The sequence below is a fragment of the Janthinobacterium sp. GMG2 genome, assembly GCF_033949445.1.
GTDB lineage: Bacteria > Pseudomonadota > Gammaproteobacteria > Burkholderiales > Burkholderiaceae_D > Janthinobacterium > Janthinobacterium aestuarii.
In genome coordinates, this window is sequence record NZ_JAXAWA010000009.1 from 180557 (window position 1) to 204296 (window position 23740).

Below are 23740 nucleotides of genomic sequence, written 5' to 3' on the forward strand. Positions count from 1 at the left end.
GCGCCGGTTTTTTTTCGTCCGCGAATTACTGCGCCGGGGCCGGCTTGCGGTGATGCTTGCTCAAATGCCGGTCCAGGCTATTGGCGAACTGTTGCCGGTCGGACTGGCTGAAGGCGGCCGGGCCGCCCGTGTCGACGCCGCCACTGCGCAATTCTTCCATGAAGGCGCGCATCGTCAGTTGCTGGGCGATATTATCCTTCGTGTAGAACTCGCCGCGCGGGTTCAGCGCGAAACCGCCCTTGGTCAGGACGTCGGCCGCCAGCGGGATGTCGCCCGTGATGACGAGGTCGCCGGGATTCAACAAACGCACGATTTCCTGGTCGGCCACGTCGGCGCCGGACGGCACTTGCACGGTGCGGATGAAACGCGAGGGCGGCACGCGCAAGCCCTGGTTGGCGACCAGGATGAGCGGCAGCTCCAGGCGGTCGGCCACGCGGTACAAAATTTCCTTGATGACGACGGGACAGGCGTCGGCGTCGATCCAGATTTGCATACCCGGCATACCTTCCTGCGCCATCACAGTTCCCACGCTTCGCCGCCCGGGCCCATGCGCGGCGCGCTGACGCCGAAGTGCAGGTAGGCAGCCGGCGTAGCGACACGGCCACGGGGCGTGCGCTGCAGGAAACCTTGCTGTATCAGATACGGTTCCAGCACGTCTTCGATGGTATCGGCCGCTTCGCCGATGGCCGCCGCCAGGTTGCCAATGCCGACGGGGCCGCCGCCGAATTTGAACAGCACGGCTTCGAGCAGCTTGCGGTCCATCACGTCGAAACCGGCGGAATCGACGTCAAGCATGGCCAGCGCGCGGTCGGCCACCACCTTGGTGATCTCGCCATTGCTTTTGACTTCCGCGAAATCACGCACGCGGCGCAGCAAGCGATTGGCGATACGGGGCGTGCCGCGGGCGCGCTGGGCGATTTCATGCGCACCTTCCGGGTCGATCGGGGCTTTCAGCAAGGCCGCGCTGCGCGTGACGATCTTCGTCAGTTCGCCCGTGTTGTAGAACTCGAGGCGCGCGACGATGCCGAAGCGGTCGCGCAGCGGATTGGTCAGCATGCCGGCGCGCGTGGTGGCGCCGACCAGGGTAAACGGCTGCAGATCGAGCTTCACGGAACGGGCGGCCGGGCCTTCGCCGATCATGATATCGATCTGATAATCCTCAAGCGCCGGATATAAAATTTCCTCGACGACCGGCGACAGCCGGTGGATTTCATCGATGAACAGGACGTCGTTCGCTTCCAGGTTCGTCAGGATCGCCGCCAGGTCGCCCGGGCGCTCGAGTACGGGGCCGGAAGTCTGACGCAAATTGACGCCCATTTCGCGCGCGATGATGTGCGCCAGGGTGGTCTTGCCCAGCCCCGGCGGGCCGAACAGCAAGGTATGGTCGAGCGCTTCCTTGCGCTGGCGCGCGGCCGTGATGAAGATTTCCAGCTGGTCGCGGATCTTTTCCTGCCCGACATACTCGTCGAGCTGCTTGGGACGCAAGGCCCGTTCGATCGCCTCCTCGTTGTGCGAGATGGGCGCCGCGTCGATGATGCGCTGTTCCGTGAAGCTGTCGGTCTGGATGCTCATGCCCTATCAGCCTTTCGACAGCGCTTTCAGCGCCAGTTTGATGCCGTCCGATACGCCGGTACCTGCCGGCACGTTCTTCACGGCGGCCAGCGCTTCCTTGTCCGAATAACCGAGCGCGACCAGGGCGTTGAGGATATCCGATTGCGCGTCGGGCGCCGTGTGCGCGCCGCCGGCGCCGATATCGGCTCCCAGCTTGCCCTTCAATTCCAGCAACAGGCGCTCGGCCGTCTTCTTGCCGATGCCCGGCACTTTCACGAGGCGGCCAGAATCCTGCAGGGTAATCGCCTGCGCGAGATCGGCAATCGTCATGCCCGAGAGAATCGACAGCGCCATGCGCGCGCCCACGCCCGTGATCTTGATCAACTGGCGGAACACGGCCCGCTCGGCCGCATTGCCGAAGCCAAACAGCAGGTGCGCGTCTTCGCGGATGGCCTGGTGCGTGAACAGCACGACTTTTTCACCCACGTGAGGCAAGTTGTAAAAGGTGCTCATCGGCACGTCGACTTCATAGCCGACGCCCTGGCAATCGACCAGCAATTGTGGCGGATTCTTTTCAAGCAAAATACCGGAGAGACGGCCTATCATCGCGTGTTCCTAATGTTGTGTATCGTTGTTTCTATTGATATGAGGGCCATGCGCCTACCCTACTAAACGGCCGCGCTTCATACGCAAGCCCTGTAGCTGGGGCGCCAGCGCGCCGATCATGGCCAGCGCGTCGATGCTGTTGGCATGGCAAATTGCCACGCCCAGCGCGTCGGCCGCATCCGTGCCGGGCAAGCCGGGCAAGGACAGCAGCCGCGACACCATTTCCTGCACCTGCTCCTTGGCCGCCTTGCCGTGGCCCGTGACAGCCTGTTTCACTTGCAGCGCCGTGTATTCGGCCACCGACAAATCGGCATGGACGAGCGCGCAAATGGCCGCGCCGCGCGCCTGGCCCAGCAGCAAGGTCGATTGGGGATTGACGTTGACAAACACTTTTTCGATGGCCGCGCAATCGGGCTGGTAGGTGCCGACGATTTCGCTCACGCCCCGCAGGATGACCTTCAGGCGCGGCGGCAATTCCCCTTCGGAACCCGTCTTGACGGTCCCCGACGCGATATAGCGCAGCTTGTTGCCGTGTTTTTCAATGACCCCAAAGCCGGTCGTGCGCAGGCCAGGATCGATGCCAAGAATAATCATCGCCAGATTCTATAATGAATACGGCAGGCACCGGTGAATAACCGGTGCCTGCCGCTGAGTACTTTATCGAGTAGCTGTAGGTCGGATTAGCGGTACGCGTAATCCGACATGCGTTGCCAACTGCGCTTGTCGGATTACGCGCGGCCTTCGGCCCCGCTAATCCGACCTACTCTCTCTATCGATATCAATGACGGAAGTGACGCGTGCCCGTGTACAGCATCACGACGCCGCGCTCGTCCGCCGCATCGATCACTTCCTGGTCGCGCATCGAGCCGCCCGGGTGGATGACGCAGGTCGCGCCCGCGTCGACGACGACGTCGAGGCCGTCGCGGAACGGGAAGAAGGCGTCCGACGCCACGACGGAGCCCGTCAGCGACAGGCCCGCGTTTTGCGCCTTGATGGAAGCGATGCGGGCCGAATCGATACGGCTCATCTGGCCAGCGCCCACGCCCAGGGTCATGTTATTGCCGCAGAAGACGATGGCGTTCGACTTGACGAATTTCGCCACTTTCCAGGCGAACATCAGGTCGGCCAGTTGCTGCGGCGTTGGCTGCAGCTTGCTGACCACGCGCAAGTCGCCGATACCGACGTTTTTAGCGTCAGGCGATTGCACCAGCAGACCGCCACCGACGCGCTTGAAGTCCATGGCGTGCACGCCGCTGCCCAGCGGGATTTCCAGCATGCGCACGTTTTGCTTGCTCGACAGAATCTGTTTCGCTTCGGCGGAGAACGACGGGGCGATCAGCACTTCGACGAACAGCTTGGCGATTTCGCCGGCGGTGGCGCCGTCGAGTTCCGTGTTGAAGGCGATGATGCCGCCGAATGCCGAGGTCGGGTCCGTCTGCAGGGCGCGCGCATACGCTTCCGCCGCATTCTTGCCCAGGGCCACGCCGCATGGGTTCGCGTGCTTGACGATGACGCACGCGGCGCTTTGCTCGAAGCCGCCCATGCTCTTCACGCATTCCCAGGCCGCATCGGCGTCGGCGATGTTGTTGTACGACAATTCCTTGCCTTGCAGCTGGCGGTAGTTGGCCAGCGCGCCGTCGGTGGTGACGAGGTCGCGGTAGAAGGCGGCGCTCTGGTGCGGGTTTTCACCGTAGCGCATGTCTTGCACTTTTTCAAAGGCCACATTCAGGATTTGCGGATAGGCGCCGCGCTCGGCGTGCACTTTCGTCGGGCCCAGACTGGTCAGGTAGTTGGTGATGGCGCCGTCGTATTGCGCCGTGTGCGCAAAGACTTTTTTCGCCAGCATGAATTTGGTGTCGTAGCTGACGTCGCCTGCCTTGCCATCGGCCGCACGCATTTCCGCCAGCACCACGTCGTAGTCGGTCGGATCGCAGATGACGACCACGTCCTTGTGGTTCTTGGCAGCCGAACGCAGCATGGTCGGGCCGCCGATATCGATGTTTTCGATCGCGTCTTCCAAGGTGCAATCGGCTTTGGCGACCGTGCCCTGGAACGGGTACAGGTTGACCACCACCATGTCGATGGTCGGCATGTCGTGCTCGACCAGTTTCGACATGTGTTCAGGGAAATCGCGGCGCGCCAGGATACCGCCGTGCACTTTCGGGTGCAGGGTTTTCACACGGCCATCGAGCATCTCCGGGAAACCCGTGTAATCGGCCACTTCCGTGACAGGAACACCGTTGTCTGCCAGCAGTTTGGCGGTGCCGCCCGTGGACAGGAGGTTGACGCCGAGGGCGGACAGGGCGCGGGCGAATTCGAGAACGCCGGTCTTGTCGGAAACGGAGAGGAGAGCTTGTTTGATCATGGCTGTGGCTAGGTGGTTAAGTGTTCTTGGCGAATGGCGCAGCGGTCAGCTATGAAGCTGGGCCCGCTGCGGCGGATTCAAATCTTGGCGTCACTTGCATGCCGGCATTACAGCAAACCGTGCTCCTGCAATTTCTTGCGCAGGGTATTGCGGTTGATGCCCAGCATCTGCGCGGCGTGCGACTGGTTGCCATCGGCGCGTGTCATCACGACTTCCAGGATGGGCTTTTCGACGGTCAACACGACCATGTCGTAGATATTCGATGCTTGCTGTTCGCCCAGGTCATTGAAGTAATCTTCTAGACTTTTCTGTACGACTTCCTGAATGCTTTCTTTGCTCATTTGTATGCTTCAACCGGCTGAACACCTGGCCATCCGGCGCCGCGTCGCTCATGCGGTCCGCGTGCTGCCCTCTTGCCTCGGTGTTGTAATTAATATTGCATGACGCTCTATATAGGCGCTCGCCCTTGTACTTCTTATCACTCGTACTGATCACTATTGCTTATAACTTATGCCACTACCTTGCTATCTGCTCATGCTGCCGTGGCCGCTTCTATCAGGCCACTTTCACTGGATTCGGAGAGGCGGTATTGTAACCGTTCGCCAAATTTCCATTGCGACTCAAAAAATTGATCGACGGCCAGCAATTGCGCATCCGTCGATTCCAGCAAGTTCATTTGCTGGCGGAACGCTTCGCCGCCCTCCAGATCCTTGACGTACCAGCCAATGTGCTTGCGCGCCGTGCGCACGCCGAGAAATTCCCCGTAAAACGCATAATGGGCGCGCAAATGCTCGTCCATCAGCGTGCGCACTTCATCCACGTACGGCGCCGGCAGCAAGGTGCCGGTGCGCAAAAAATGGTCGATCTCGCGGCAAATCCACGGCCGGCCCTGTGCCGCGCGGCCGATCATGACGGCATCGGCACCCGTTTGATCGAGCACAAAGCGGGCCTTTTCCGGGCTGGTAATGTCGCCATTGGCCACCACGGGGATGCCCACTGATGCTTTCACGGCGGCAATGGTTTCATATTCGGCATCGCCCTTGTAGCCATCGGCACGCGTGCGTCCGTGCAAGGTCAACATCTGGATGCCGGCTTGCTCGGCGATGCGGGCGATCGTCAGGGCATTCTTGTTGGAACGGTTCCAGCCCGTGCGAAATTTCAGGGTGACGGGCACGTCGACGGCGTTGACGACGGCGTGCAATATCTTTTCGACCAGGCTTTCATCTTGCAACAGGGCCGAACCGCACCAGCTGTTGCACACCTTTTTGACGGGGCAACCCATGTTGATGTCGATGATCTGCGCGCCCCGGTCCACGTTGAACTTGGCGCAATCGGCCAGGTCTTGCGGATCGGCGCCGGCGATTTGCACGGCTTTCGGCTCCATTTCACCTTCGTGGTCCGTGCGGCGCGCGCTTTTTTCCGTCGCCCACAGGCGCGGATTCGACGCCGCCATCTCCGACACGGCGTAACCGGCACCCAACTGCTTGCACAACTGGCGGAAAGGCCGATCCGTCACGCCGGCCATGGGAGCGACGAAAACGTTGTTGCGCAGAATGTGAGGGCCGATTTGCACTGAGGAACCTGGAATGGACGGAGGAACCTGCTATTTTAACCGATTCCCTGCCTATTTAATAAGCACTATTTTTTTAGCTCAGTGCGTCAGAGTGAGGATGGGGCCGCTTAGCCCAGCTCGTCCATCGCGGGCGCGCTCAAGTGCTCGATATTTCCCCAGTGCACTAAATGCAGCTTGCCGTCGGCGTAAGAAAACCGGTTGACGCTGGCATTCTTGACCTGGAAGTCGCGCGGACTGTCGAGCGTCATGCCAACCGCCTCGCGGTAAGCGCACTCGAGTACGCCGCCGTGGGCCACGATGGCAATCGTCTGGCCGTCATATTGCTCGGCCCAGCGGGCGATGGCGCCGTTTGCGCGCGCATAGAACTGGCGGAAACTTTCGGCCTGGCGCTCGCCCGACGGCATCACGGCGTCGATCTGGCGCGATTGCCATTGCGCATACTCGTGCGGATAGCGCGCGGCGATGTCCGCATACAACAAGCCTTCGAAAGCGCCATAGCAGCGCTCGCGCAGCAAGGGGTCAGTCTGCACTGGCAGCTTGTTCACGTCGGCCACGGCTTGCGCCGTCTGCCGCGCGCGCTGCAGGTCGCTGGCAATGATGGCGGCCAGCGGTTCGTCCGCCAGCGCCTGTCCCAGCGCGGCCGCTTGCGCCAGGCCCGCCTCGTTCAGGGCGATGTCGATATGGCCCTGCAGGCGGCGGCCCGCATTCCAGGCCGTCTCGCCATGGCGTATCAATAAAATCGTGGTGCTCATGCGTTATTTCTTCAGAGTAAGTGCCAACTCGGGATTGAGCGAATAGGCGACGACGAGCTGGGCTTCATCGAGGATGTGGCCGTACAGGGCGGCATGGGCTTGCTGCCCCGTGAAACGCTCGGGCAAAGCCAGCTGCGGCACGTCGAGCGCGTACAGGCGGAAAAGATAGTGGTGGATGCGCTCGTCATTCCACGGCGGGCACGGACCATCATAGCCGTAGTAATCGCCGGCCATGGCGGCATCGCCGGCAAACCAGCCCGTGTAGTCGTTGATGCCTTGGCGCAGCCCAGGAGCGGCCGCCTTGCCACGCGGCGTGATGCCGCTGGAAAATTCTCCGGCGGCAATAACCCGTATGGTCGGTGGCAAGTCGAGCAAGCTCCAGTGATAAAAGTCGCCGCGCAGCGCCGTCAACGACAGGGCCTGGTCATCGCGGTTCGCCAGGCTGGCGTCTTGCGGCGCATCGGGGTCGATGCAGAACAGGGCCAGCGACTCGGTGCCGTTGGGCACATCGTCCCAGGCCAGATGGGGATTGCGGTTGCCGGCGAGGCGCACGCGGCTGGCCGGATCAATCTCGGCAAAAGCATAGTCGGCCGGCATCAGGCCGCCATCACGAAACGTCTCGCTCCACAATTTCATCGCTTGCTCCTCTTTATAGTTATTGTTTGACGCTTATTTGGCGTTCACCTGCAGCCAGAACGTGACGGGGCCGTCATTGGTGAGCGACACCTGCATGTCGGCGCCGAACTGCCCCGTTTGCACGGCCGCATGGCGGCTACGCGCCTGGTCCACGAAATGCGTGAACAGGCGCAAGCCATCCTGCGGCGCGGCGGCCGGCGTAAACGACGGGCGCGTGCCGGACTTGGTGTCGGCCGCCAGCGTAAACTGCGGCACCAGCAGCAAGCCGCCTGCCACGTCCGTCACGCTGCGGTTCATCTTGCCCGCCTCGTCGGCAAACACGCGGTAGCCGAGCAGTTTTGTCAGCAAGGCGTCCGCTTCCTTCTCCGTATCGCCCCGCTCGGCGCACACGAGCACCATCAGCCCGGCGTCGATGGCGCCGATGGTGGCGCCATCGACATCCACCTTGGCCTGCGTAACTCTCTGCAGCAGCGCGATCATGCCGTCAAGGTGACGCGCGCAAAACTGCGCTTGCCAACTTGCAACACGAACTGACCGGCTTCCACTTGCAAGCCCTTGTCGCTGATGACGGTGCCGTCGATGCGCACGCCGCCCTGGTCGATCTTGCGCATGGCTTCCGATGTGGATGGGCACAGACCGGCTTGCTTGAGCAATTGCGGGATGCCCAGCGGTGCGCCAGCCAGGCTCACTTCCGGGATATCGTCGGGAATGCCGCCCTTCGAGCGGTTGACGAAGTCCGCCAGCGCATCTTCGGCCGCCTGTTGCGAGTGGAAGCGGGCGACAATCTCTTGCGCCAGCGCAACCTTGGCATCGCGCGGATTGCGGCCTTCCTCGACTTCGCGCTTCAGCTGGTCCAGTTCGGCGATCGAGCGCCACGACAGCAGCTCGTAGTAGCGCCACATCATGACGTCGGAAATGCTCATCAGCTTGGCGAACATGGTGTTGCCCGGTTCCGTAATGCCGATGTAGTTATTCTTCGACTTGGACATTTTTTCCACGCCGTCCAAACCTTCCAGCAGCGGCATGGTCAAAATACACTGCTGCTCCTGTCCGTACTGCTTTTGCAGTTCGCGGCCCACCAGCAGGTTGAACTTCTGGTCCGTGCCGCCCAGTTCCAGGTCCGATTTCAGGGCCACCGAGTCGTAGCCTTGCATCAGCGGGTACAGGAATTCATGGACGGAAATAGGAATGCCGCCCTGGAAGCGCTTGGTGAAATCGTCGCGCTCGATCATGCGCGCCACCGTGTAGTGGGAAGCGAGCTGGATGATGCCGCGCGCGCCCAGCGGATCGCACCATTCGGAGTTATAGCGGATTTCAGTCTTGCTGGCGTCCAACACTAAAGATGCTTGCGCGAAATACGTCATCGCGTTAATCTCGATCTGTTCCTTGGTCAGCGGCGGGCGTGTGACGTTGCGGCCCGAAGGGTCGCCGATCATGGACGTGAAGTCGCCAATAAGGAAAATGACTTGATGGCCGAGGTTTTGCAGCTGGCGCATCTTGTTCAGAACGACAGTGTGACCCAGATGCAAGTCGGGTGCGGTCGGGTCCAGGCCCAGTTTGATGCGCAGCGGAACACCGGTTTTTTCGGAGCGTGCTAATTTTTGCGCAAATTCGCTTTCGATCAATAGTTCGTCGACGCCACGCTTGGTAATCGCGAGGGCTTCTTGTACTCTGTCAGACAGCGGAAGCGCGGTCTGAGCGGCGTTAGCCTTTGTAGGCGATGCGGTGGTGTTGATTTCCATAAAATTTGACTGTAGATCTCAAAATGGTAGTAGGTTTGCGGAGTTTGTTATAATGCTCGATCCCATCAATCTTGCCGTATGAAAACGAATCAAAATAACAATAACAAAGAGCGCTAGCTCAGGTCACGTTCAAGGGCAAATTTTAACTGATTGCATGAACCCTATACATAAAATCACAGGCTCACGCTTGTACACACAGCTGACGACGACCCGCAAGGCACGCATTATTGGTGCGTCCGCGGTGCTGCTCGCCGTGGCCGCCTTCGGCGCGGTCGCTGTGTCGCCCATGGCGCCCGACGCATCGGACTTGCCGGTCACGTCCATCGCCCAAAACCTGGAAATGCCTGATCTCGCCTCGCAAATTTCCGCGATGGAACAGGTAGACCAGAATTTCACCCACGAAGAAAAAGTCCGCGCTGGCGATACCCTCGCCACCCTGCTGACCCGTCTCGGCGTGGATGATCAGGCGGCCGCCAATTTCATTAAAACCGACAAGATCGCGCGCGGCGTGATGTTGCTGAAATCGGGCAAGCGCGTGCAAGCGCAAACGACCGAAAACGGCGACCTCAACTGGATGCGCGCCACCCTCGTCGACGGCACGGACAAATCGGTCAAGAACATCCTGATCACCCGCAAGGGCGACAAGTTCGTGGCTACGGAAGTGGCAGCCCAGCTGGAACGCCGCGTTGAAATGCACGCGCGCAAGATTACCTCCACCCTGTTTGCCGCTACCGATTCCAGCCTGGACGGCACCCGCCTGCCAGACTCGATTTCCGCGCAAATCGTGGAAATGTTCTCCACCAATATCGACTTCCGCTCCGACCTGAAACGCGGCGACTCGTTCAATGTTGTCTACGAAACATTCTGGCAAGATGGCGAATTTGTCCGAGCGGGCCGCATCCTGGCCGGTGAATTCACCAATCGCGGCACGACTTACCAGTCCGTTTGGTTCGAAGACCCAGCCAGCAAGCAAGGCGGCGGTTACTACAGTTTCGACGGCAAGTCCCTCAAAAAAGCCTTCCTGAAATCCCCCCTCGAATTCTCCCGCATCTCATCCGGCTTCTCCATGCGCGTGCACCCGATTTCCGGCAACTGGAAAGCGCACAAAGGCATCGATTTCGCCGCAGCAACGGGTACGCCTATCCGCGCCTCGGGCGATGGCGTGGTCGATTCCGTCGGCAGCCAAAATGGCTATGGCAATGTTGTTGTCCTGAAACACTGGGCCAACTACAGCACCGCCTACGCCCACATGAGCCGCTTCGCTTCGGGTCTGAAAAAAGGTCAAAAAGTCAGCCAGGGCGATGTGATCGGCTACGTCGGCACCACCGGCTGGTCCACGGGCGCGCATTTGCACTATGAATTCCGCGTCGGCGGCGTGGCACAAGATCCAAGCAAGCTGAACGTACAAGCCCAGGCGCCATTGACGGCCGCCGAGCTGAGCCGCTTCCGCATGGTATCGGCCGACATGATGCACCGCTTCACCCTGCTGCGTCCGAACGACACGGCACTGGCTTCGCGCTAAGTACCACTGCCTTCGGGCAACATATAAAGGCACCGCCCATGCAGATGGCCGGTGCCTTTATTTTTTGAACAGGAAAATGCGGCACAATGCACCCCATCACTTACGCACTCAAGGAATACCCATGCTGTATATCGGTCTGATGTCTGGCACCAGCCTGGACGGCGTTGACGGCGCGCTGGTCGACTTTTCCGATGATGGCGGCACACGCAGCCTCGGCGATGCCTACATTCCCTTCCCCGCCAGCCTGCGCGACGATCTGATGGCGCTACAAAGTGCCGGCCAGAATGAAATCGAACGCGAAGCGCTGGCGGCAAACCAGCTCGTGCGCCATTACGCCGACTGCGTCGCCCAGCTCCTGAGCAACGCGGGCATCGGCCCGGATGCCGTCACCGCCATCGGCGCGCATGGCCAGACTATCCGCCACCGCCCCGAGCTGGGCTTTACGCGCCAGCTGAACAACCCCGCCTTGCTGGCCGAACTGACGGGCATCGACGTCATCGCCGACTTGCGCAGCCGCGACGTGGCGGCCGGCGGCCAGGGCGCGCCCCTGGTGCCCGCTTTTCACCAGGCCGTTTTCAATCTGCCCGGCCACACGCGCGTGCTGGCCAATATCGGCGGCATCAGCAATATCAGCGTGCTGCACGCGGACGGCACCGTGACAGGCTACGACACGGGCCCCGGCAATGCACTGATGGATGGCTGGGCCCTGCGGCACCTGGGCCAGCCCTACGACGCCAACGGCGCCTGGGCAGCGACAGGCCAGGTCATCCCCACCCTGCTGGCAGACTTGCTCAATGAACCGTATTTTGACTTGCCGGCGCCGAAAAGCACGGGGCGCGACCTGTTCCATGCCGGCTGGTTGCAGGACAAGCTGAGCAACTACCCGCAAGCCAATCCTGCCGACGTGCAGGCGACCCTGACACAGCTGACGGCCGCCAGCCTGGCGCATGCCATCCTACGCGACGGGGCACAGGCGGAAACGGTATACGTGTGTGGCGGTGGCGCGCAGAACGCCAGCCTGATGGCGGCGCTGGCCCGTGCATTGCCGGGCATGGCGGTGGAATCGACAGAAGCGCTGGGCGTGGCGCCCAGTCAGGTCGAGGCGCTGGCCTTTGCGTGGCTGGCCTGGCGCTTTACGCAGCGCAAGCCGGGCAATCTGCCGGCCGTGACGGGGGCGCAGGGGCTGAGGGTACTGGGCGCCTTATATCCGAGCTAAGCCAGCGCAGAAACACAAATAGCGGATCGATGATCCGCTATTTTTACATTCCGATAAAACTACTTTATACCGAGAACGATGAACCGCAACCGCAGGTAGAAGTAGCGGTAGGATTCTTGATCACGAACTGTGCGCCTTCCAGGTCATCCTTGTAGTCGATTTCCGCGCCGACCAAGTACTGGTAGCTCATGGAATCGATCAACAGCTGGACGCCGTTCTTGACCATGGTGGTGTCATCTTCGTTGACGATTTCGTCGAAGGTGAAGCCATACTGGAAACCGGAGCAGCCGCCGCCCTGCACGAAGACGCGCAATTTCAGGTCGGGATTGCCTTCTTCTTCGATCAGCTGCGCGACTTTTTCAGCGGCGCTATCGGTAAAGATAATAGGGGAAGGGATCACATCTTGCATTTCAGCGACGGCATTCATATCAGGCACTCCTACTAGAAAACATTAAGTCATTATAGACTGTTGGCGCAAGTCGCGCTGCGGCCGCCGCTGATGCGGCTGGACGGTGTTGTTCCTGCTCACATTTCCGACACGGCCAGGTGCAGCACGGGGTCGGCGCTGTCGTGCCGACTGAGCTTGCCTTGCACCAATGCACCGCTGTGCATTTCCAGCACCTTGTAATAGACCTCTCCTACAATGCGGGCTTTTGGCTGGATTTCAAGCATTTCGGACACATACACGGGGCCATTGATCTCGCCGCTGACGACCAGGCTCGAGCAGCGCACTTCGCCATCGATGCGGCCCGCTTCGCCCAGCACTATATATGTGGGCTCGCCCGGCTCGCCCGTGACGTTGCCGCGCACATGGCCATCGATGCGCAAGCCGCCGCAAAACAGCAGGTCGCCCTCGATCCGCGTGGAAGCGCCGATCAAGGTGTCGATGGGATTTTTCGCGTTGCGCTCGAACATGAACGTCATCCTGTCGGGGTAGGTGGCAGTCCAATTTATCACAGGTCCGGCAAAAAGGCGCCGGACCCGCGCAAGCACAGTCGCCTATCGTTACGGCATCACGGCGATGTGTTGCAAACCGGCCGTTTCTTTCAAGCCAAACATCAAGTTCATGCACTGCACGGCCTGGCCCGATGCGCCCTTGACCAGGTTGTCCTGCACCACCAGCACGATGACGGTATTGCCGCCTTCGGGACGGTGCAAGGCCAGGCGCAGCATGTTCGAGCCGCGCGTAGAACGGGTTTCCGGGTGCGAGCCGAATGGCATCACGTCGACGAAAGGCTCATCCTTGTATTGCTCTTCGAACAAGGATTGCAGCTCTTCATTGCTGACATCCTTGTTCAGCTGCGCGTACAGGGTCGAATGCATGCCGCGGATCATCGGCACCAGGTGCGGCGTGAAGGTCAGCGCCACTTTCTCGTCCGTGAAACGCTGCAGTTGCGCCGTCGTTTCCGGCAGGTGGCGGTGACCGGCCACGCCGTAGGCCTTGAAACTGTCGCTGCTTTCCGAGAACAGGATGCCGATCTCCGCCTTGCGGCCGGCGCCGGACACGCCCGACTTGCAGTCGGCGATCAGGCCGCCCGCGTTGACCAGGCCAGCTTTCAGCAGCGGGTAAAAGCCCAGCTGCATGGTGGTCGGGTAGCAACCGGGGTTGGCGATCAGCGTGGCTTGCTTGATGTCTTCGCGGTTCAGTTCCGGCAAGCCGTACACGGCCTGCTCGATCAACTCGGGGGCCGTGTGGGGAATCTTGTACCACTGCTCGAACTTGGCCTGGTCTTTCAGGCGGAAGTCGGCGGCCAGGTCGATGACTTTCACGCCAGCGGCCAGCAGGGCTGGTGCTTGCGCCATGGCAACACCATGCGGGGTCGCAAAGAAGACCACGTCGCACTGCTCCAGGTTCGCCTTGTCCGGCGAGGAAAACGCCAGTTTGACATGGCCGCGCAGGGAAGGATACATGTCAGCAACGGGCAAGCCATCTTCCTTGCGCGAGGTAATCGCCGTCAACTCGACATCTGGATGGGTAGCGAGCAAGCGCAGCAATTCCACGCCCGTATATCCAGTGCCGCCGACGATGCCAACTTTGATCATGTTCTTTCCTTGTGTATAGATTGCATAAAGATGAGGGGAAACGCTACCCCTGCGGGTTTTCCGCGTATTTTACAGCGCAACGCCGAGTCACGCTGAAATGCAAAAAAGCCGCGGGACCGAAGTCCAGCGGCTTTTCGACCAGCACCCCGGAAGGTGCTGTAGCGTAGAAATTAACGCTTCGAGAATTGCTTTGCGCGACGTGCTTTGCGCAGACCAACTTTTTTACGCTCGACTTCACGTGCATCGCGGGTAACGAAGCCGGCTTTCGCCAGTTCCGGTTTCAACGCTGCATCGTAGTCGATCAGAGCGCGGGTGATGCCGTGACGAACTGCACCAGCCTGGCCCGACTCACCGCCGCCATGGACGTTGACTTTGATGTCGAAACGCTCGACATTGCCGGTCAGTTCCAGTGGTTGACGGATGACCATCAGACCCGTTTCGCGCGAAAAGTATTCGTTTGCTGGTTTGCCGTTAACAACGATCAAGCCTGTGCCAACTTTGATAAAAACCCGAGCCACTGCACTTTTGCGACGGCCGGTTCCATAATTGTAATTACCGATCATGTCAGTTCCTTAGAGAACAAGTGCTTTAGGTTGCTGAGCAGCGTGCGGATGGGAACCTTCCGCGTACACTTTCAGCTTCTTGATCATTGCGTAGCCGAGTGGGCCTTTAGGCAGCATGCCTTTGACCGCTTTCTCAAGCGCGCGACCTGGAAAACGCTGTTGCATTTTCTGGAAGTTGGTTTCGTAGATGCCGCCTGGATAGCCAGAGTGACGGTAGTAAATTTTCTCAGTAGCTTTGGTACCGGTCACACGCAGTTTGCCTGCGTTGATGACGACGATAAAGTCGCCGGTATCGACGTGAGGAGTAAATTCTGGTTTGTGTTTGCCGCGCAGTCGGAGTGCCACTTCGCTGGCAACACGTCCGAGGACTTTGTCCGTCGCGTCAACCACGAACCAATCGCGCTGGACTTCATGTCCTTTAGCGGAAAATGTTTTCATGTTGACTTCCTAATAGATTACACGCTCAAATGGTGGTTCCGACGATGTTGCTGTTCGGACTCTGCCTTATTTACTTTTCCTGAGCGAACGGAAAGCCGACAAGTATAAGCGGCTTTGCCTTGCCGCGTCAAGCCGCAATCGAGGCCGGCTGCGGCCCGGCGGGCGGCACATGGATGGGCATTCCTCTATTACAATACAAAACGCTTACAATTTTCGGAGAGTACGATGGAATGCAAAGTCAGCTGGAATGGCCCGTCGGGCATGAGTTTTCGGGCAGAAACGGGTTCCGGCCACCTGGTGACCATGGATGGCGCGCCCGATGGCGGCGGCCACAACCTGGCGCCACGCCCCATGGAAATGGTCTTGCTGGGCACGGGCGGCTGCACCGCCTATGACGTGGTGCTGATCCTGAAACGGGGCCGCGAAGCCGTCAGTGGCTGCGAAGTGACCCTGAAGGCCGACCGCGCCGACACCGATCCCAAAGTATTCACCAAGATCCACTTCCACTTCACCGTGCGGGGCAAGGCCCTGAAACCCACCGCTGTGGAACGGGCCGTGGCCTTGTCGCATGACAAATATTGCTCGGCGTCGATCATGCTGGCGAAAACGGCGGAAATTACGCACTCCTTCGAAATCATCGAGGAGTAGGTCGGATTAGCGGGGCAAGGCCCCGCGTAATCCGACGACACTACCGGCGCCAACAATGTTGTCGGATTACGGCCTGCGGCCTAATCCGACCTACCCGATCTACGCAGAAGTATCAGATGTAATACGCGGTTTTCGTCATCACTTTGCCCATCAACCCCATCAGCGCCTTCACGGGCGCCGGGGTGTCGATGGCGCCCAGTCTCTGGGCGGCGGCGCCATGTTCCACTTCGTCGATGGCCATCTGCTTGACGATGGCGCGCGATTTCGCGTCCTGCGGCGGCAATTCCTGCAAGTGGCTGGCCAGGTGCGCCTCCACCTGGCGTTCCGTTTCCACCACAAAACCCAGACTGCGGCCGTCGCCCATGCGTGCGGCAATGGTGCCCAGCGCAAACGAACCCGCATACCACAGGGGATTGAGCAGGCTCAGACGCGAGCCCAGCTCCGTCAGGCGCTGCGCCGTCCAGGCCAGGTGGTCTTCCTCTTCGCGTCCCGCTTCGTCGAACTGGGCGCGGATGGCCGGGCTGTGCGCATAGCGCGCCTGCGAGTTGTACAGGGCTTGCGCGCACACTTCGCCCACATGGTTGACGCGCATCAAGCCGGCGCTGTGGCGCTGTTCGGCCGGGCTCAGCTCCGCATCGGGCGCATGTGCGGCTGGCGTGGGGCGCGAGGCCGAGGCCACGCCCGCCATGACGCGCAGGGCCTTGTCGGCGCCAACAATCAAACGATCCAGGGGGTCAAAATGGCGGTTTGCGGTCATCGTGGCTATTCATGTCAGGGAAAACATGAATTATAGGACGATAGCGGCCAGCCGTCCCCACGCCGCGCGCAGGGTGATCGGGGCTTTATTGACTTGTGCGCGCTTTTTCCTGCTCGATCCAGTCCACCACGGGGCCGACGGCGTCCAGGCCGGACAGGCTTTTCGCCACGCCCAGGTTCAGTGAGATCAGGAAAGAAATACTGTCGACGGGAATATCCGGACAGTGCTGGGCGAACGCGGCAAGAAAACGCTCCGATTGCAGCACGCGCAAGACTTTCTCGCCACTCATGAATTGCAGCACGCTGGCGATGCTGTGCCCGCCACCTATGGAGTGGTAGATGAAACGGTTGTACTGCGCGTCGATCTGCTTGAAATCGAGCGTTTCCTCCGTCATCAGGCCGGCCAGGTAGTACAGCCCCAGGCTGACGCGGAAGAAACCGATGGCTTCGGCACTGGTCATGCCGGCACGGGCCACGGCCAGTACCTTGTCCTGCATCGCCTGATCGATCGTTTGCATTGCGCTCTCCCGCGCCGTCTGCGGCGCCCACCGGGCCAGCTTGCATGAAGATGCTGTTTTTTTCAATAGACCAAACGATATTTCCACCTTGCAAGTTACATTTTTTGCATGCTACTCTCGTTCTTCACCATTGAATGGATGATGCACATGATAGAGGTCAAGCACCTGGCAAAACGTTTCCGCATGCCGCCCCACAAGGGCAAGGGCGTGCACGTCAGCGATCCGCGCGAACATGAGGGTTGGTTCCACGCCGTGCGCGACGTCAGTTTCAGCTGCGCTCCCGGCGAAGTGCTGGGCCTGCTGGGCCCGAATGGGGCTGGCAAGACGACCACCCTGCGCCTGCTGTCGACGGCCTTGCAGGCGGACGCGGGCAGCGCCCTCGTCAACGGCGTCGATGTCTTGCAGCAACCGCTGGTGGCGCGCCAGAGCATCGGCTTCCTGTCCGGTTCGACGGGCTTGTACGGCCGCCTGACGGCGCGCGAAAACGTCGAGTACTTTGGTCGCCTGCACGGCATGCCGGCCGACAAGCTGAAACGCCGCTGCGACGAGCTGTTTTCCCTGCTGCAAATGGAAGAGTACGGCGGCAAGCGGGCCGATCAGCTGTCGACGGGCATGAAGCAGAAATGCGCGATCGCCCGCACCGTCGTGCACGAGCCGCAGGTGGTGATCCTCGACGAGCCGACGACGGGCCTCGACGTAATGTCGGCCAAGATCCTGCTCGACTTCATCACCAGCTACAAGGCGCTGCGCGTGCCGCTGATCTTTTCCACGCACCACCTGCACGAGGTGGAAAAGCTGTGCGACCGCGTCTGCATCATCAACCGCGGCACCACCGCCTTCAATGGCACGGTCAACGAACTGCGCCACCTGGGCGGCAGCGCGGACTTGTACGACGCCTTTGTCAGCGTCATCAACCAGGGAGCCTGAGCCATGTGGACCATTTATCTGAAAGAGTTGCTGGAACTCACGCGCGACCGCAAGACGCTGATCTTCACCATCCTCATCCCCATCTTTGCCATGCCGCTGATCTTTGGCGGCTTCGCTTATGTTTCAAGCAATATGTTCAAGAGCGCGAAAACGGCGGAAATGCGCTACGCGCTGTTCGGCAAGGACCATTCACCGGGCTTGAGCGCGCGTTTTGCGCAGCAGCACAACCTGCGCGAAGTGCCGCTGGCCAGCGAGGGCGACATCCGCCGCGCCATCGGCGACGACAGCATCAAGTTCGCCGTCGTCATCCCGCCCCGGTTTGAAGAGACGCTGCAGCAACAGCAGCAAGCCAAGGTCACCCTGCACTACAACAGCGCCAGCACGGTCGACGTGACCCAGCAGCGGGTGCGCGAGATCGTCGAGGCCTACAACGCCAGCCTGCGCGAAAGCGCACTGTCGGCCCTGAACCTGAGCCCGGCCCAGCTGGCCTTTGCCCTGCACCCCATCGTGCTCGACAAGCAATCGACGGCCAACGAGCGCGAGCAGATGGGCGCCATCGTCGGCGGCATGCTGCCGTATCTGCTGCTGATGGTGTGCCTGACGGCGGCCATGTATCCGGCCATCGACCTGGGCGCGGGCGAAAAGGAACGGGGCACCCTGGAAACCCTGCTGCTGGCGCCCGTGCCGCGCAGCGCCATCGTGGTGGCCAAGTTCCTCGTGCTGTTTACCGTCGGCATGACCTCGGCCGTGCTGATGGTGGGCAGCATGGGCGCCCTGCTGGCCATCTTCGGCAGTTCGCTCGAAGGCAACATGGCCGTCATGGTACGCAGCATCGGCTTGCCCGACCTGGCCATGGTGACCCTGATGCTGGTGCCGACGGCCGCCATTTTTGCCTCGCTGCTGCTGTCGATCTCGATCTACGCGAAAAGCTACAAGGAAGCGGCCGGCATGATCACGCCGTTGATGCTGTTCGTCATCCTGCCCACGGTGGCGGCCATGCTGCCCGGCGTCGAGCTGAACTGGATGTGGGCCATGGTGCCGCTGACGAATGTGTCGCTGGCCATGAAGGAACTGGTCAAGGGCACCATGGATTACCGCATGTTCGGCGTGATCCTGGCGTCGACGACGGTGATCGCGGGCGCGCTGCTGATGCTGTGCCGCTGGTGGTTCAATCGCGAATCGGTGTTATTCCGCAATTAAACTTGCCATGTGACTCGCGGCGGGGTGCCATCCACCCCGCCCGGCTGCACTCTGGGCACGCGAAAATGCCGTGTATCGCATGCAACTGCCCAGTACGTCTTAAATTCAATACAATGCCAGCATAGAGTAGCCCTGTCGCACCGGGCAGCAACGCATGAGTTAGGAGTTGTATGGAATTGCAGATCCGCAAATTGTCGAAGACCTACGCGAATGGCGTGGTGGCGCTGGACAATGTTTCGCTGACGATACCGCCAGGCATGTTTGGCTTGCTGGGCCCGAACGGCGCCGGCAAGTCGACCCTGATGCGCACCCTGGCCACCTTGCAGGAATGCGATTCCGGCTCGATCTTCTTCGGCGACTACGACGTGCTCGACGACAAGGACGAGATCCGCCGCATGCTCGGCTACCTGCCGCAAGACTTCGGCCTGTACCCGAAAGTGACGGCCTACGAGCTGCTCGACCACTTCGCCATGTTAAAAGGCTTGTCGCAGCGGGCGCGCCGGCGCGAAGTCGTCGACGGGCTGTTGCAGCAAACCAATCTGTTCGACGTGCGCCACCAGCGCCTGGGCGGCTTTTCCGGCGGCATGCGCCAGCGCTTCGGCATCGCGCAAGCGCTGCTGGGCGACCCGAAGCTGATCATCGTCGACGAGCCGACGGCCGGCCTCGACCCGCAGGAGCGTGTGCGCTTTCACAACTTGCTGTCCGACATCGGTGAAGACAAGACGGTGATCCTGTCGACCCACATCGTGTCCGACGTGGCCGACCTGTGCGCCAACATGGCCATCATCAACAAGGGCCATTTGCTGCTGTGCGGCAAGACCCAGGAACTGATCGACGAAGTCAGCTGCAAGATCTGGGCGCGCTTTGTCGACAAGAAAGAGCTGGCCAGCTTCCAGCAGCGCCACGCCGTCATTTCCACGCGTTTGCTGTCGGGCCGTACCCTGATCCACGTCTACAGCGACGACGACCCGGGCGACGGCTTCGAGGAAGCCATCGGCGACCTCGAAGACCTGTATTTCGCCACCATTGCCGGGCGCCACCGCGTCGCCCAGCAGTGCGACTGAGGGGACGGCCATGTTTGCCATCGCCCGCTTTGAAGCGCGACAGCGGCTCAAGCTGCTGTCCACCTGGGTGTATTTCGCCATGTTCCTGGCGCTGGCCATGCTGTGGATGGCGGCGGCCGGCGGCGTCTTCAAGGAAGCGAGCATCAGTTTCGGCGGCAAGTTCCTGATCAACGCGCCGCGCTCGCTGGCGTTCACGTGCAGCCTGCTCGGCTGTTTCGGCGCCGTGGTGGTGGCCGCCATGATGGGCCGCTCGGTGCAGCAGGATTTCGAATACGGCATGCAGCATTTCTTCTTCAGCGCGCCGATCAAGAAATACCAGTACGTATTCGGCCGCTTCCTCGGCGCCTATCTGGTGCTGGCCGTGGTGTTTTCCAGCATCGTCATCGGTGCCTGGCTGGGCGCCTGGCTGCCCGGCATCGACCCGGAACGGCTGGGTCCGCAACGGGCACTCGCCTACCTGATGCCGTATGTATTTACCCTGCTGCCGAACCTGTTCATCTTCGGCGCCATCTTCTTCGTCATCGCGGCACTCACGCGGCGCATGCTGCCGGTGTACATCAGCTCGGTGGTGATGCTGATCGGCTACCTGGTGGCGCCGTCGCTGGCGCGCGACCTCGACTACAAGACCCTGGCCGCACTGATCGACCCCTTCGGCACGACGGCGCTGATACGCCTGACGGAATACTGGCCGAACGCGGAGCGCAACACGCGCCTGGTGACCCTGGAAGGCGTGTACCTGCTGAACCGCGCCATCTGGTCCGGCTTCGCCCTGGTGGCCTTGCTGCTCGGCTACTGGCGCTTCCAGTTCCACGCGACGACGGACGCGGGCGCCGCCAGGCGCCGCAGCGAGGGCGAGGCGCCGCAGCGCCTGTCGAACGCCTCGCTGTCCACGCAGGAAACGCCCGACTTCGCGCAGCGTAACCTGGCCGCCCTGCTTCTCAAGATGAGCTGGCTGAACCTGCGCGAAACCATCAAGAACATCTATTTTGTCGTCATCGTGCTGGCCGGCGTGCTGACCATGTACGCGGGCGCGCTGGACATGGGTTCCATGTACGGCACGAATACCTATCCCGTGACGGAAAAGGTGCTGGACATGGTCAGCGCCTCGTTCGCCCTGTTCATGCTGATCATTACCACCTTCTACGCGGGCGAGCTGGTGTGGCGTGAACGGGAAGCGGGCACGTATCTGATGCTCGACGCCCTGCCCGTGCCGAACTGGCTGCCCCTGCTGTCGAAGCTGTTGGCGCTGGTCGGCCTGCAAGCCTTGCTGAGCCTGGTCATCATGCTGTGCGGCATGTCGATCCAGGTCTTCAAGGGCTATTACCGCCTCGACCCCGGCCTGTACCTGGAATCGCTGTTCCTGTCGCACCTGCCCTACTATGCGCTGGTGGCCGTGCTGGCCATCTTCGTGCAGGTGCTGATCAATCAGAAATACCTCGCGTATTTCGCCATGATTCTGTACCACATCGCCAGCATCAGTTTTTCTTCGCTGGGCCTGGGCGACCCGCTGCTGCTGTACGGCAGCACGCCGGAAGTCGTGTATTCGGCCATGAACGGCGCCGGCCACTTTGTGTTGCGCGAGCGCTGGTACCTGCTGTACTGGAGCGGCGCGGCCGTCATGCTGACGGTGCTGTCGCTGCTGTTCTGGCCCCGCGGCGCGCAGGACAGCTGGCGCATCCGCCTGCGCCTGGCGCGCCACGGCCTCACGCATGGCGTGCTGGCCAGCTTTGCCGGCGGCGCCCTGATCTTCGTCTTCGCCGGCGGCGTGCTGTTCTATGTTTTCCACGTGGCCAACGACTACCAGTCCGAGTTTTCCCGCGATGCGGACCGCGCCAGCATCGAACGCCAGTACCGCAAGTTTGCCGCCACGCCGCAGCCGAGAATCACCGACGTGAAACTCGACGTGGCCATCTACCCGGCACAGCGCAGCCTCATCGTCACGGGCCGCTATCTGTTGCAAAACAAGACCAGCCTGCCAATCAGCCACATTTTTGTGCAGCAAGACCCGACCGCCACCATGCGCCTGCGTTTTGACGCGCGCGTGCATCCCGGCCTCGACGACGGCAAGCTGGGCTTCTACAGCTACCGCCTGGCCGCGCCGCTGGCGCCGGGCGCCACCCTGGGCCTCGATTTCGACATCCGCTATGCGCCGCGCGGCATCTTCGGCCTGGGCCAGGACACACCCGTGGTCGCCAACGGCACCTTCTTCACGAACGCCGTGCTGCCGCACATCGGCTACCAGCCGCAGCAGGAATTGACGGACCCGCGCGACCGCAAGAAACACGGTTTGCCGGCGCGCGAACGGGCCTTGCCGCGCGACGATGCGAAGGGCTTGGCCGACAATTACGTCAGCAACGACGCCGACCGCATCAACTTTGACGCCACCGTCAGCACCGTCGACGGCCAGACGGCCATCGCGCCGGGCATGCTGGACAACGACTGGATCGCCAAGGGCCGCCATTACTTCCACTACACGATGGACCAGCCCATCCTGAATTTCTACGCGTTCCAGTCGGCCCGCTACGCCGTCAAGCATGAGCGCTGGCAAGACGTGGCCATCGACGTGTATTACCACCCGGGACATGAATACAACCTCGATCGTTTCGTGCGCGGCAGCAAGGAAGCGCTCGAGTACTACACGAAGAACTTCGGCCCCTACCAGCACAAGATCCTGCGCATCGTCGAGTTCCCCCGCTACGCCACGTTCGCGCAATCGTTCCCGAACACGATTCCGTACTCGGAAGGCCTCGGTTTCATCGCCAAGGTGGACGACAAGAACCCGAAAGACATCGACTATCCGTTCTACGTCACGGCGCATGAAGTGGCGCACCAGTGGTGGGCGCATCAATTGGTGGGTGGCAACACGCGCGGCGCCACCGTGCTCAGCGAAACCCTGGCCGAATACTCGGCGCTGATGGTGATGAAGAAAACCGCGGGGCCGGCCAAGATGCGCCGCTTCCTGCGCTATGACCTGAATCAATACCTGATGGGGCGCAGCGAAGAGCGCAAGAAAGAATTGCCGCTGGCCGAGAATGAAAACCAGGCCTACATCCACTACCACAAGGGCAGCCTGGCCATGTACTTGCTGCAAGATATCATCGGCGAAGACAAGGTCAACGGCGTACTGCGCGACCTGCTCAGAACCCATGGCCAGAAAGGCCCGCCGTATGCGAGCGTGACTGCCCTGATTGCCGGCTTGCGCCAGGTCACGCCACCCGAACAGGCTTATCTGATCGACGACCTGTTCGAGAAAATCGTACTGTTCGACAACCGCGCCCTGTCGGCCACGGCCACCAAACGCGGCGATGGCAAGTACGCCGTCACCATCAAGGTGCAGGCGGGCAAATTGACGGCCGGCGAACAGGGAGAGGAACACGACGCGCCGCTGCACGACTGGATCGAGATCGGCGTCGACGATGCGAATGGCCATCCGCTGCTGCGCGAGCGCCTGCGCATGACGGCCCGCCAGGCGAGCTACACCGTCATCGTCGGCAGCCGCCCCGGCAAGGCGGGCATCGATCCCGACAACAAGCTGATCGACCGCAAGCCGGACGACAATATGGTCACCGTCGAGCTTGAAGAGCCGTGACGAACAATGGCCGCCCGTGCATACAGGCGGC

At 61.1% G+C, this 23740-nt stretch carries 25 protein-coding genes; 7 read left to right on the plus strand and 18 right to left on the minus strand.

From position 1 onward, the window contains the following. Positions 1–25: 25 nt before the first annotated feature. The 11 genes from SKZ59_RS26365 to tyrS all read right to left on the minus strand — a co-directional run bounded on the left by SKZ59_RS26365 (position 26) and on the right by tyrS (position 9225). Positions 26–493, minus strand: coding sequence for a YaiI/YqxD family protein (locus tag SKZ59_RS26365; RefSeq protein ID WP_034749529.1), 468 nt, complete (start codon positions 491–493; stop codon positions 26–28). A gap of 23 nt (positions 494–516) precedes the next feature. Beyond that, a complete protein-coding gene (gene ruvB / locus SKZ59_RS26370) occupies positions 517–1572 on the minus strand; it encodes a Holliday junction branch migration DNA helicase RuvB (protein ID WP_034749202.1) in 1056 nt (351 codons plus the stop codon). Positions 1573–1578: 6 nt separating this feature from the next. Continuing rightward, positions 1579–2157: a Holliday junction branch migration protein RuvA gene (gene ruvA / locus SKZ59_RS26375; RefSeq protein ID WP_319993418.1), complete on the minus strand. Its 579-nt coding sequence runs from the start codon at positions 2155–2157 to the stop codon at positions 1579–1581. A 54-nt stretch (positions 2158–2211) separates the two neighbouring features. Further along, positions 2212–2751: a crossover junction endodeoxyribonuclease RuvC gene (gene ruvC, locus SKZ59_RS26380; RefSeq protein WP_034749205.1), complete on the minus strand. Its 540-nt coding sequence runs from the start codon at positions 2749–2751 to the stop codon at positions 2212–2214. A gap of 184 nt (positions 2752–2935) precedes the next feature. Beyond that, positions 2936–4522, minus strand: a complete 1587-nt coding sequence (purH, locus tag SKZ59_RS26385; RefSeq protein ID WP_139091735.1) for a bifunctional phosphoribosylaminoimidazolecarboxamide formyltransferase/IMP cyclohydrolase — start codon at positions 4520–4522, stop codon at positions 2936–2938. Between the two features lie 107 nt (positions 4523–4629). Then, on the minus strand, positions 4630–4863 hold the full coding sequence (locus tag SKZ59_RS26390) for a helix-turn-helix domain-containing protein (RefSeq protein ID WP_008445162.1): 234 nt from the start codon (positions 4861–4863) through the stop codon (positions 4630–4632). A gap of 191 nt (positions 4864–5054) precedes the next feature. Continuing rightward, entirely contained in the window at positions 5055–6095 is a 1041-nt protein-coding gene (gene dusB / locus SKZ59_RS26395; protein ID WP_072456748.1) for a tRNA dihydrouridine synthase DusB, read from the minus strand. 107 nt (positions 6096–6202) lie between these two features. Further along, complete coding sequence (locus tag SKZ59_RS26400; RefSeq protein ID WP_319993419.1) at positions 6203–6847, minus strand: histidine phosphatase family protein; 645 nt, start codon at positions 6845–6847, stop codon at positions 6203–6205. A 3-nt stretch (positions 6848–6850) separates the two neighbouring features. Further along, positions 6851–7483, minus strand: coding sequence for a YbhB/YbcL family Raf kinase inhibitor-like protein (locus SKZ59_RS26405; RefSeq protein ID WP_319993420.1), 633 nt, complete (start codon positions 7481–7483; stop codon positions 6851–6853). A 33-nt stretch (positions 7484–7516) separates the two neighbouring features. Beyond that, the gene (dtd, locus tag SKZ59_RS26410) at positions 7517–7963 is read right to left on the minus strand and encodes a D-aminoacyl-tRNA deacylase (RefSeq protein WP_319993421.1); all 447 of its coding nucleotides are present in this window, start codon (positions 7961–7963) and stop codon (positions 7517–7519) included. Beyond that, positions 7960–9225, minus strand: a complete 1266-nt coding sequence (gene tyrS / locus SKZ59_RS26415) for a tyrosine--tRNA ligase (protein ID WP_319993422.1) — start codon at positions 9223–9225, stop codon at positions 7960–7962. The genes dtd and tyrS overlap by 4 nt, the downstream gene beginning before the upstream one ends. 154 nt (positions 9226–9379) lie before the next feature. On the opposite strand from tyrS, the gene SKZ59_RS26420 reads away from it, so the two are divergent. After that, positions 9380–10747 (plus strand): M23 family metallopeptidase, encoded by a 1368-nt coding sequence (locus tag SKZ59_RS26420; RefSeq protein ID WP_034749221.1) that lies wholly within the window; start codon positions 9380–9382, stop codon positions 10745–10747. A gap of 121 nt (positions 10748–10868) precedes the next feature. Further along, positions 10869–11963 carry an anhydro-N-acetylmuramic acid kinase gene (locus tag SKZ59_RS26425; RefSeq protein WP_319993423.1) on the plus strand — a complete coding sequence of 365 codons (1095 nt, stop codon included), beginning with the start codon at positions 10869–10871 and terminating at the stop codon, positions 11961–11963. Between the two features lie 64 nt (positions 11964–12027). Here the strand turns inward: SKZ59_RS26425 and erpA are convergent, their stop codons facing one another. The 5 genes from erpA to rplM all read right to left on the minus strand — a co-directional run bounded on the left by erpA (position 12028) and on the right by rplM (position 15007). Then, the gene (gene erpA, locus SKZ59_RS26430) at positions 12028–12390 is read right to left on the minus strand and encodes an iron-sulfur cluster insertion protein ErpA (protein ID WP_029496047.1); all 363 of its coding nucleotides are present in this window, start codon (positions 12388–12390) and stop codon (positions 12028–12030) included. A gap of 98 nt (positions 12391–12488) precedes the next feature. Then, a complete protein-coding gene (locus SKZ59_RS26435; protein ID WP_034749532.1) occupies positions 12489–12878 on the minus strand; it encodes a bactofilin family protein in 390 nt (129 codons plus the stop codon). Between the two features lie 90 nt (positions 12879–12968). Beyond that, entirely contained in the window at positions 12969–14006 is a 1038-nt protein-coding gene (gene argC, locus SKZ59_RS26440; RefSeq protein ID WP_072456735.1) for an N-acetyl-gamma-glutamyl-phosphate reductase, read from the minus strand. Positions 14007–14176: 170 nt separating this feature from the next. After that, positions 14177–14569: a 30S ribosomal protein S9 gene (rpsI, locus tag SKZ59_RS26445; protein ID WP_010393285.1), complete on the minus strand. Its 393-nt coding sequence runs from the start codon at positions 14567–14569 to the stop codon at positions 14177–14179. Positions 14570–14578: 9 nt separating this feature from the next. Beyond that, entirely contained in the window at positions 14579–15007 is a 429-nt protein-coding gene (gene rplM, locus SKZ59_RS26450; protein WP_010393282.1) for a 50S ribosomal protein L13, read from the minus strand. A gap of 225 nt (positions 15008–15232) precedes the next feature. Here rplM and SKZ59_RS26455 point away from each other — a divergent pair, with 225 nt between their 5' ends. Beyond that, positions 15233–15655: an OsmC family protein gene (locus tag SKZ59_RS26455; RefSeq protein ID WP_034749235.1), complete on the plus strand. Its 423-nt coding sequence runs from the start codon at positions 15233–15235 to the stop codon at positions 15653–15655. A gap of 112 nt (positions 15656–15767) precedes the next feature. Here the strand turns inward: SKZ59_RS26455 and coq7 are convergent, their stop codons facing one another. Beyond that, a complete protein-coding gene (coq7, locus tag SKZ59_RS26460; protein ID WP_077399524.1) occupies positions 15768–16412 on the minus strand; it encodes a 2-polyprenyl-3-methyl-6-methoxy-1,4-benzoquinone monooxygenase in 645 nt (214 codons plus the stop codon). Positions 16413–16497: 85 nt separating this feature from the next. Beyond that, a complete protein-coding gene (locus tag SKZ59_RS26465; protein WP_319993424.1) occupies positions 16498–16929 on the minus strand; it encodes a hypothetical protein in 432 nt (143 codons plus the stop codon). Positions 16930–17076: 147 nt separating this feature from the next. Between SKZ59_RS26465 and SKZ59_RS26470 the strand changes: the two genes are divergently transcribed. From SKZ59_RS26470 to SKZ59_RS26485, 4 genes are all read left to right on the plus strand, one after another. Beyond that, the gene (locus SKZ59_RS26470) at positions 17077–17856 is read left to right on the plus strand and encodes an ATP-binding cassette domain-containing protein (RefSeq protein WP_319993425.1); all 780 of its coding nucleotides are present in this window, start codon (positions 17077–17079) and stop codon (positions 17854–17856) included. Between the two features lie 3 nt (positions 17857–17859). Next, positions 17860–19056 (plus strand): ABC transporter permease, encoded by a 1197-nt coding sequence (locus SKZ59_RS26475; RefSeq protein WP_319993426.1) that lies wholly within the window; start codon positions 17860–17862, stop codon positions 19054–19056. A 170-nt stretch (positions 19057–19226) separates the two neighbouring features. After that, positions 19227–20120 (plus strand): ABC transporter ATP-binding protein, encoded by an 894-nt coding sequence (locus SKZ59_RS26480; protein ID WP_034749256.1) that lies wholly within the window; start codon positions 19227–19229, stop codon positions 20118–20120. 10 nt (positions 20121–20130) lie between these two features. Next, positions 20131–23709: an ABC transporter permease/M1 family aminopeptidase gene (locus SKZ59_RS26485; protein WP_319993427.1), complete on the plus strand. Its 3579-nt coding sequence runs from the start codon at positions 20131–20133 to the stop codon at positions 23707–23709. Positions 23710–23740: the final 31 nt, after the last annotated feature.

Bases quoted from the DNA above. Each gene is read 5' to 3' on its own strand.
- SKZ59_RS26485 (WP_319993427.1), top strand. From the start codon at position 20,131: ATGTTTGCCATCGCCCGCTTTGAAGCGCGACAGCGGCTCAAGCTGCTG.
- SKZ59_RS26400 (WP_319993419.1), bottom strand. From the start codon at position 6,847: ATGAGCACCACGATTTTATTGATACGCCATGGCGAGACGGCCTGGAAT.
- rpsI (WP_010393285.1), bottom strand. From the start codon at position 14,569: ATGATCGGTAATTACAATTATGGAACCGGCCGTCGCAAAAGTGCAGTG.
- tyrS (WP_319993422.1), bottom strand. From the start codon at position 9,225: ATGGAAATCAACACCACCGCATCGCCTACAAAGGCTAACGCCGCTCAG.
- SKZ59_RS26390 (WP_008445162.1), bottom strand. From the start codon at position 4,863: ATGAGCAAAGAAAGCATTCAGGAAGTCGTACAGAAAAGTCTAGAAGAT.
- SKZ59_RS26405 (WP_319993420.1), bottom strand. From the start codon at position 7,483: ATGAAATTGTGGAGCGAGACGTTTCGTGATGGCGGCCTGATGCCGGCC.
- SKZ59_RS26475 (WP_319993426.1), top strand. From the start codon at position 17,860: ATGTGGACCATTTATCTGAAAGAGTTGCTGGAACTCACGCGCGACCGC.
- dtd (WP_319993421.1), bottom strand. From the start codon at position 7,963: ATGATCGCGCTGCTGCAGAGAGTTACGCAGGCCAAGGTGGATGTCGAT.
- SKZ59_RS26365 (WP_034749529.1), bottom strand. From the start codon at position 493: ATGCAAATCTGGATCGACGCCGACGCCTGTCCCGTCGTCATCAAGGAA.
- SKZ59_RS26470 (WP_319993425.1), top strand. From the start codon at position 17,077: ATGATAGAGGTCAAGCACCTGGCAAAACGTTTCCGCATGCCGCCCCAC.
- rplM (WP_010393282.1), bottom strand. From the start codon at position 15,007: ATGAAAACATTTTCCGCTAAAGGACATGAAGTCCAGCGCGATTGGTTC.
- purH (WP_139091735.1), bottom strand. From the start codon at position 4,522: ATGATCAAACAAGCTCTCCTCTCCGTTTCCGACAAGACCGGCGTTCTC.
- SKZ59_RS26455 (WP_034749235.1), top strand. From the start codon at position 15,233: ATGGAATGCAAAGTCAGCTGGAATGGCCCGTCGGGCATGAGTTTTCGG.
- erpA (WP_029496047.1), bottom strand. From the start codon at position 12,390: ATGAATGCCGTCGCTGAAATGCAAGATGTGATCCCTTCCCCTATTATC.
- argC (WP_072456735.1), bottom strand. From the start codon at position 14,006: ATGATCAAAGTTGGCATCGTCGGCGGCACTGGATATACGGGCGTGGAA.
- SKZ59_RS26420 (WP_034749221.1), top strand. From the start codon at position 9,380: ATGAACCCTATACATAAAATCACAGGCTCACGCTTGTACACACAGCTG.
- SKZ59_RS26480 (WP_034749256.1), top strand. From the start codon at position 19,227: ATGGAATTGCAGATCCGCAAATTGTCGAAGACCTACGCGAATGGCGTG.
- SKZ59_RS26435 (WP_034749532.1), bottom strand. From the start codon at position 12,878: ATGTTCGAGCGCAACGCGAAAAATCCCATCGACACCTTGATCGGCGCT.
- coq7 (WP_077399524.1), bottom strand. From the start codon at position 16,412: ATGACCGCAAACCGCCATTTTGACCCCCTGGATCGTTTGATTGTTGGC.
- ruvB (WP_034749202.1), bottom strand. From the start codon at position 1,572: ATGAGCATCCAGACCGACAGCTTCACGGAACAGCGCATCATCGACGCG.
- SKZ59_RS26465 (WP_319993424.1), bottom strand. From the start codon at position 16,929: ATGCAAACGATCGATCAGGCGATGCAGGACAAGGTACTGGCCGTGGCC.
- SKZ59_RS26425 (WP_319993423.1), top strand. From the start codon at position 10,869: ATGCTGTATATCGGTCTGATGTCTGGCACCAGCCTGGACGGCGTTGAC.
- ruvA (WP_319993418.1), bottom strand. From the start codon at position 2,157: ATGATAGGCCGTCTCTCCGGTATTTTGCTTGAAAAGAATCCGCCACAA.
- ruvC (WP_034749205.1), bottom strand. From the start codon at position 2,751: ATGATTATTCTTGGCATCGATCCTGGCCTGCGCACGACCGGCTTTGGG.